The organism is Pseudomonas sp. RG1 (genome assembly GCF_025910115.1).
GTDB classification, from domain to species: Bacteria; Pseudomonadota; Gammaproteobacteria; order Pseudomonadales; family Pseudomonadaceae; genus Aquipseudomonas; species Aquipseudomonas atacamensis.
This window is the reverse complement of record NZ_JAPCIK010000039.1, coordinates 100,978-108,200: the sequence shown is the minus strand read 5'-3', so window position 1 is coordinate 108,200 and position 7,223 is coordinate 100,978. Positions and strand designations below refer to the sequence as shown.

Annotated in this window: 5 protein-coding genes; 2 read left to right on the top strand and 3 right to left on the bottom strand. The window is 57.9% G+C overall.

Annotated elements, in window-relative coordinates; all coding sequences use genetic code 11:
• The first annotated feature begins 130 nt into the window (after nt 1–130).
• The gene (gene mrdA / locus OK411_RS19440) at nt 131–2,023 is read left to right on the top strand and encodes a penicillin-binding protein 2 (RefSeq protein ID WP_123441975.1); all 1,893 of its coding nucleotides are present in this window, start codon (nt 131–133) and stop codon (nt 2,021–2,023) included.
• Nucleotides 2,024–2,069: 46 nt separating this feature from the next.
• Here mrdA and OK411_RS19435 read toward each other — a convergent pair whose 3' ends face one another.
• Both OK411_RS19435 and OK411_RS19430 read right to left on the bottom strand, forming a co-directional pair.
• The gene (locus OK411_RS19435) at nt 2,070–2,474 is read right to left on the bottom strand and encodes a lysozyme inhibitor LprI family protein (RefSeq protein ID WP_110646747.1); all 405 of its coding nucleotides are present in this window, start codon (nt 2,472–2,474) and stop codon (nt 2,070–2,072) included.
• A gap of 40 nt (nt 2,475–2,514) precedes the next feature.
• Nucleotides 2,515–3,429 carry an ADP-ribosylglycohydrolase family protein gene (locus OK411_RS19430; protein ID WP_136493891.1) on the bottom strand — a complete coding sequence of 305 codons (915 nt, stop codon included), beginning with the start codon at nt 3,427–3,429 and terminating at the stop codon, nt 2,515–2,517.
• Between the two features lie 176 nt (nt 3,430–3,605).
• Here OK411_RS19430 and OK411_RS19425 point away from each other — a divergent pair, with 176 nt between their 5' ends.
• Nucleotides 3,606–4,094 (top strand): SRPBCC family protein, encoded by a 489-nt coding sequence (locus tag OK411_RS19425; protein WP_016775506.1) that lies wholly within the window; start codon nt 3,606–3,608, stop codon nt 4,092–4,094.
• 314 nt (nt 4,095–4,408) lie between these two features.
• Here the strand turns inward: OK411_RS19425 and acnA are convergent, their stop codons facing one another.
• Nucleotides 4,409–7,150: an aconitate hydratase AcnA gene (acnA, locus tag OK411_RS19420; RefSeq protein ID WP_264365552.1), complete on the bottom strand. Its 2,742-nt coding sequence runs from the start codon at nt 7,148–7,150 to the stop codon at nt 4,409–4,411.
• Nucleotides 7,151–7,223: the final 73 nt, after the last annotated feature.

Here is a 7,223-nt window from a genome sequence, read left to right as displayed (position 1 = left end):
TTCGGCCTGCCATCGGGGAAATTCATCCTGAAGTGGATGGCGAGTTTTGGTATGGTGCAGCTCGTTTTTTAACGGACTGATGTCCTGCCCACGGATCGGCACTCATTTATGTCAAAGAGTTGCTGTAGAAATGCCTGAACCAATCCCGATCAAGGATCATGAAAAAGAGACGCGGCTGGTCAACAAACGATTGATCGCCTGCGCTCTGTTTGTCTTCGCCATCAGCTGCGCTCTGGTGGTGCGCCTGTACATCCTCCAGGTCGTGGAATTCGACTATCACTCGACCATCTCCGAAAACAATCGCGTCCATGTCCTCCCGATACCGCCAACGCGTGGATTGATCTACGACCGCAACGGTGTGTTGCTCGCCGACAATCGCCCCAGCTACAACCTGACCATCACCCGTGAGCGTGCCACCGACGTCAATCAAGAATTGGACGAAGTCATCAACTTGCTGCACTTGCCTGCTGAAGACCGCACGGTATTCGACAAGGCGATGAAGCAATCCCGGCATCCGTTCACACCGGTCACCCTGTTTTATGAGCTGACGGAAGAGCAGATTGCCGTCCTGGCGGTTAACGAGTTTCGCTTACCGGGACTTGATGTCGAACCGCAGTTTGTCCGGCACTATCCCCTCGGCGCACATTTCGCCCATTCGATCGGTTATGTCGGTCGGATCAATGAAAAAGAATCGAAAACCCTCGATTCCGTTGAATACCGAGGCACTCAATCCATTGGTAAAACCGGTATCGAGCGCTTCTATGAAGCGCAGTTGCATGGCCATGTCGGTTACGAAGAAGTCGAAACCAATGCTCAAGGCCGTGTGCTACGGGTACTCAAGCACACCGATCCGGTGCCAGGCAAAAACATCGTCCTGAGCCTCGATGTAAAGCTGCAGGAAGCAGCTGAAGCCGCTTTGGGCGACCGTCGTGGCTCGGTGGTAGCGCTCGATCCGTCCACTGGAGAAGTGCTGGCGATGGTCAGCAATCCGAGTTTCGATCCGAATCTGTTCGTCACCGGGATCAGTTCGAAGGAATATTCAGCGTTGCGCGATTCCATCGACCGTCCGCTGTTTAACCGCGTACTGCGCGGCCTGTACGCTCCAGGCTCGACGATCAAGCCGGAAGTCGCCATTGCTGGTCTGGACGCGGGCGTCGTGACCCCACAGACCCGCGTATACGATCCCGGCTACTACCAATTGCCGGATTTCGATCACAAGTATCGCAACTGGAACCACAGCGGTGATGGTTGGGTGGACATGGACGCGGCGATCATGCGCTCGAACGACACCTACTTCTATGATCTGGCGCACAAGCTTGGCATTGATCGTCTGCACGACTACATGGCGATGTTCGGCCTTGGAGAAAAAGTCTCGCTGGACATGTTTGAAGAATCGCCAGGTCTGATGCCGTCGCAAGCGTGGAAACGCGCTACACGGCGACAGGCGTGGTATCCCGGCGAGACAGTTATTCTCGGCATCGGCCAGGGCTACATGCAGGTCACACCGCTGCAATTGGCCCAAGCCACTGCACTGATTGCCAACAAAGGGATATGGAATCGACCGCATCTGGCCAAGTCGGTCGACGGCGTTGCGCCGGTTGACGAGCACCCGATGCCGAACATTCTGCTTAAAGATCCGCGCGATTGGGAGCAGGTCAATCACGGAATGCAGATGGTCATGCACGATGCTCGAGGCATCGCCCGAGCGGCGGCTGCGGGGGCGCAATACCGCATCGCTGGCAAGAGTGGTACGGCGCAAGTGGTTGCGATCAAGCAGGGTGAGCGCTACAACCGTGAGAAAACCCTCGAGCGCCACCGTGACAACGCCCTGTTTGTAGGATTCGCACCGGCCGAACATCCGAAGATCGCCATCTCGGTAATGATCGAGAACGGCGAGGCGGGTGGTCGTGTTGCCGGTCCCGTTGTGCGGCAGATCATGGACGCCTGGTTACTCGATAAGGAAGGTCACCTCAAGCCGCAATACGCAGCGCCGAGCAAAGCGCCGGGCGATCCTCACGTCTGAGGCGTAACGGTTCACAGCACAGGCTCCCCATAAGCGGAGCCTGTGATTATGCACCGGGTACCGGGCAACTCATATCACCTTCCTCACATTTCAAATATTGCTTGAGCGACTCGACGCGCGTCTTGGTCATTCCCGTCAGGCAGTCGCTGTAAATCAATGGATAGACACTCCCGCCGTCTACCCCAGAAGCCGAAAACTTGCACTCGGCATCCCGGAAGCTGACCCACGCCCGCTGCGCGTTGACCAGCAGCTTCTTTCCGTCCGGGTTATCCTTCAGGCGTCCGGTGATCTGCTGATAGAGCGTATTCAATTCCTTGTCCGCTGCTTTGAAGGCTTGCCCCGCGCATTGATTCATCGTCGCCTGATCGCTGGCGTTGGCGCAATCAACGGCGGCATGGGCGAAAGGGGCAAACAAAAAAGGCACAGAGGCCAGAAGCAGACGCACTGACATAAGGTTCTCGCTATCTCGAGTGGAAAGGGTGTATCGATTGTTATGTACGTAGCCGGGACGCCTCAAGCAAGCGATCCGCAGTGGCGGTGATTTCCTCGCCTTCATGCAACTGCTCCAGCCAGTGTTCGGGGATCGCCCGAGCGCTGTAGTAAGCACCTGCCAACTGACCCACGATAGCAGCCGTTGTATCCGCATCATCACCGAGATTGGCTGCTTTCAACACCGCTTCGGCGAATGTCTGCGTATGGTGAAAGCACCACAAAGCGGCTTCCAGCGATTGGATGCTATAGCCACTGCCTTTTATTTCAGTTTCCGCTTTGTGAAGGTACTCACCCTGAGCAATCGCAACCACCTTGGGCTGGGAAAGCTTGAGCAGTGGCGCCCGGCGAAGCTGTGTTTTCTCCGCACCCTCAAGCGCTCGTGCAATCAGATCAGCCAGCAATTGGCAGCACTCGATTGCCTCCGGCGCCGCATGGGTTGTGCGCGAACTGTCGGCAGCGTGGATCTGGATCTGTCGAGCGTCCGGAAAATAAAACAGCACGACTGGTGCCAACCGCATCAGCGACCCGTTACCAGCTGTCAACGGATCAGTCGACCCTGCGAAAGGCTCCCCGGTTCGCTGATACTGTTCCAGCGCCTGGCTGACGGTCATGCCGATGTCGAAACATTCACCGGTGGAGCTCAGGTATCCCCATTTCCACCAATTGAGATAGCGGCCCATCTGATCAGCCGCGTCGAAGCCGTTTTTGCGCAGCAGGCTCTCGGCCAGGCACAGTGCCATTGAAGTGTCATCGGTCCATTGCCCTGGCTTAAGTTGGAACGGCCCGCCGCCAACCATATCGCTCAGCGGCTGGAATGATCCTCGCGGTTGGAACTCAACTGTTGTGCCGACCGCATCGCCGCAAGCCAGGCCGAGGAGGGCGCCGCGATACCGATCGGCAAGAGAGGGCTGCATGATTCGTCCTTGTTTCTGCGGATTCGCTGGAAAGATAACAGGTCATGCGGCGCCGATCACAGAGCGCAAACTACCGCAGAATGTGTCCGCTCGAATCGGTGTCTGCAGCGCTTCGATACAACTTCGCATTGGACATGTGGTCATACAAGCCTAGTGTTCAGAACAGGAGGTGACGTATGAAACCAGTACCTAACAGTTTCGAACGCAAGATCACGCTCAAGGCGTCGCGTTCCCATGTCTGGCGTGCATTGGTCGATGCAGAGGCGTTTGGCCAGTGGTTTGGCGTGGCGCTCGAGGGCCGGCGTTTCATTGCCGGCGAGTGGACGCAGGGTCAGGTCACTTACCCCGGTTATGAACACGTATTGTGGAATGTGCTGATCGAGCGGGTCGAGCCGCAGCAGCTGTTTTCTTTCCGCTGGCACCCGTATGCGGTCAACCCGAAGATCGACTACTCACAAGAGCCAACCACATTGGTCAAGTTCGAATTGCAGGACTTTGAAGACGGCACTCTACTCAAGGTCTCGGAATCCGGCTTCGCGCACATTCCTGATATCCGTCAGAAAGAGGCGTATTACATGGACAGTCGCGGCTGGGAGGAGCAGTTGAGCAGGCTTGAACAGTTTCTCGCCGAAAGCGCCAGGGCTCGTGAAAGCGGCGGTGCCTGACAGGTCTAAGGGTTTTCGGAAGTGTTTGTATGGCGAATGTCTTACACGCGTTGGTAGCTTTTACGACTATTGCTGATTGGATCCACTGGGTAATCTACACACATCAACTGAGACACAGGGAGTGTTTCAGGATCATGGACGATCGACCATCGCAAGGATCGCTGCCGACAGGGAGTCGATAATGGTCTTGGGAAAAACCCGCTTCGGCGGGTTTTTTTTCGCCTGAATGCAGGAGCCGCCGGAGGCTGCGATCTTTTGATCCTGCTTTTGAAAGCCAAGTCAAAAAGATCACAGCCTGGGCGAATGTCACCCCGTCACGAAGCAATCAACTGCCGCAACACATAATGCAGAATCCCGCCGGATTTGAAGTACTCGACCTCATTCAGCGTATCAATCCGGCACAAGACTTCGATTCTCTCCTGACGCCCATCCTCGCGAGTGATAACCAGCGGCAGGTTCATCCGCGGCCTCAGCTCGACGCCGGTCAATCCCAGAATCTCGAACGTCTCTTTGCCGGTCAGATTGAGGCTCTTGCGGTTCTGATCAAGCTTGAACTGCAACGGCAGCACACCCATGCCGACCAGATTCGAGCGGTGAATACGTTCGAAACTCTCCGCAATCACGGCTTTGACGCCCAGCAGATTGGTGCCTTTCGCCGCCCAGTCACGGCTCGACCCGGTGCCGTACTCCTGACCGGCAATCACCACCAGCGGCGTACCCGAAGCCTGATATTTCATCGCCGCGTCATAGATGGCCATTTTTTCCCCGGTGGGAATGTAAATGGTGTTCCCGCCTTCCTCGCCACCCAGCATCTCGTTGCGAATACGGATGTTGGCAAACGTGCCGCGCATCATCACTTCATGATTGCCGCGACGGGAACCGTAGGAGTTGAAGTCGCGCGGCTCGACGCCTTTTTCCTGCAGGTATCGCCCGGCCGGGCTGTCGATCTTGATGTTGCCGGCGGGGGAGATGTGGTCGGTGGTCACTGAATCGCCGAGCAAGGCCAAAACCCGCGCACCTTTGACGTCTTTGACTTCCGGCAGCGGGCCGGAAATGTCGTCGAAGAAAGGTGGATGCTGAATGTAGGTCGAATCGTCCTGCCACACGTAAGTCGCCGCTTGCGGCACCTCGATGGCCTGCCATTGTTCGTCGCCGGCAAACACTTCGGCGTATTCCTTGTGGAACATCGCCGTATTGACCTGATTCACCGCTTCAGCGATTTCCCGGCTGCTCGGCCAGATATCGCGCAGGTATACCGGATTGCCCTGCTGATCCTCACCCAGCGGTTCGCTGCTGATATCGGTGCGCACGCTGCCAGCCAGTGCGTAGGCGACGACCAGCGGAGGCGAGGCCAGCCAGTTGGTTTTCACCAGTGGATGCACGCGACCTTCGAAGTTGCGGTTGCCGGACAAGACCGACGCGACGGTCAGATCGGCTTTCTGAATGGCTTTCTCGATCGGCTCCGGCAGTGGCCCGGAGTTGCCGATGCAGGTGGTGCAACCGTAGCCGACCAGCGAAAACCCGAGCTGATCAAGGTACTGAGTCAATCCGGCAGCCTTGTAGTAGTCGGTGACCACTTTCGAGCCGGGGGCCAGTGAGCTTTTGACCCATGGCTTGCGTGTCAGACCTTTTTCGACGGCTTTTTTCGCAAGCAGTCCAGCAGCCATCATCACGCTCGGGTTGGAAGTGTTGGTGCAGGAAGTGATCGCGGCGATGACCACGGCACCGTTTTTCAGGCGATAGGTCTTGCCCTCGTATTCGTAGTCCGCTTCACCGACCAGATCGGCGTTGCCCACCGCCACGCCGCCACCGCCCTCGCTTTCCAGGCGTCCTTCTTCTTTGCTGGTGGGTTTGAATTGCAGGTCGATGAAATCACTGAAGGCCTGCGCGACGTTCGGCAGGGAGACGCGATCCTGCGGTCGTTTCGGCCCGGCCAAGCTGGCTTCGACGCTGCCCATGTCCAGGGCCAGGCTGTCGGTGAACACCGGCTCCTGGCCCGGCAGACGCCACAGGCCTTGAGCCTTGGTGTAGGCCTCGACCAGCTTCACCACTTCCGGCGGCCGGCCGGACAAGCGCAGGTATTCCAGGGTGACATCGTCGACCGGGAAGAAGCCGCATGTCGCACCGTATTCCGGGGCCATGTTGGCGATGGTCGCGCGGTCGGCCAATGGCAGGTCGGCGAGACCGTCGCCATAGAATTCGACGAATTTGCCGACCACGCCTTTCTTGCGCAGCATCTGCGTCACGGTCAACACCAGGTCGGTTGCGGTGATACCTTCCTTGAGCTTGCCGGTGAGCTTGAAGCCGATCACTTCCGGAATCAGCATCGACACCGGTTGCCCGAGCATCGCCGCTTCCGCTTCGATCCCGCCCACGCCCCAGCCGAGTACGCCGAGGCCGTTGATCATGGTGGTGTGGGAGTCGGTGCCGACCAGGGTGTCGGGGAAGGCGTAGGTGCGGCCATCCTCGTCTTTGGTCCATACGGTGCGGCCGAGGTATTCGAGGTTGACCTGGTGGCAGATGCCGGTGCCCGGCGGGACCACGCTGAAGTTATCGAACGCACTCTGGCCCCAGCGCAGGAAGGCATAGCGCTCGCCGTTGCGTTGCATTTCGATGTCGACGTTCTGTTCAAACGCACTGGCGCTGGCAAACTTGTCGACCATCACCGAGTGGTCGATCACCAGGTCCACCGGCGACAACGGATTGATCCGCTGCGGATCGCCGCCGGCCTTGGCCATTGCCGCACGCATGGCGGCGAGATCGACCACGGCGGGGACGCCGGTAAAGTCCTGCATCAATACACGGGCAGGGCGGTACTGGATTTCGCGATCGGAGCGGCGCTCCTTGAGCCAGGCGGCGATGGCTTTGAGGTCAGCGCCGGTGACGGTTTTTTCGTCTTCCCAGCGCAGCAGATTTTCCAGCAGGACCTTCAATGACATCGGCAGCCTGTCGAGGTCACCCAGGCTTTTGGCGGCTTCCGGCAGGCTGAAATAGTGGTAGGTCGTGGCGTCGATTTGTAGGGTTTTCAGTGACTTCAGACTATCGAGGGACGGCATTACGATCACTCCTTTGAGTCCGCACGGCTACGGACTGAGGGGACGGGCAGAGCATTAAACCTAGCCCTGTTTT

What these genes read in the sequence shown, in the direction of transcription:
- mrdA (WP_123441975.1), top strand. Translation starts at nt 131, where the DNA reads ATGCCTGAACCAATCCCGATCAAGGATCATGAAAAAGAGACGCGGCTG.
- OK411_RS19435 (WP_110646747.1), bottom strand. Translation starts at nt 2,474, where the DNA reads ATGTCAGTGCGTCTGCTTCTGGCCTCTGTGCCTTTTTTGTTTGCCCCT.
- OK411_RS19430 (WP_136493891.1), bottom strand. Translation starts at nt 3,429, where the DNA reads ATGCAGCCCTCTCTTGCCGATCGGTATCGCGGCGCCCTCCTCGGCCTG.
- OK411_RS19425 (WP_016775506.1), top strand. Translation starts at nt 3,606, where the DNA reads ATGAAACCAGTACCTAACAGTTTCGAACGCAAGATCACGCTCAAGGCG.
- acnA (WP_264365552.1), bottom strand. Translation starts at nt 7,150, where the DNA reads ATGCCGTCCCTCGATAGTCTGAAGTCACTGAAAACCCTACAAATCGAC.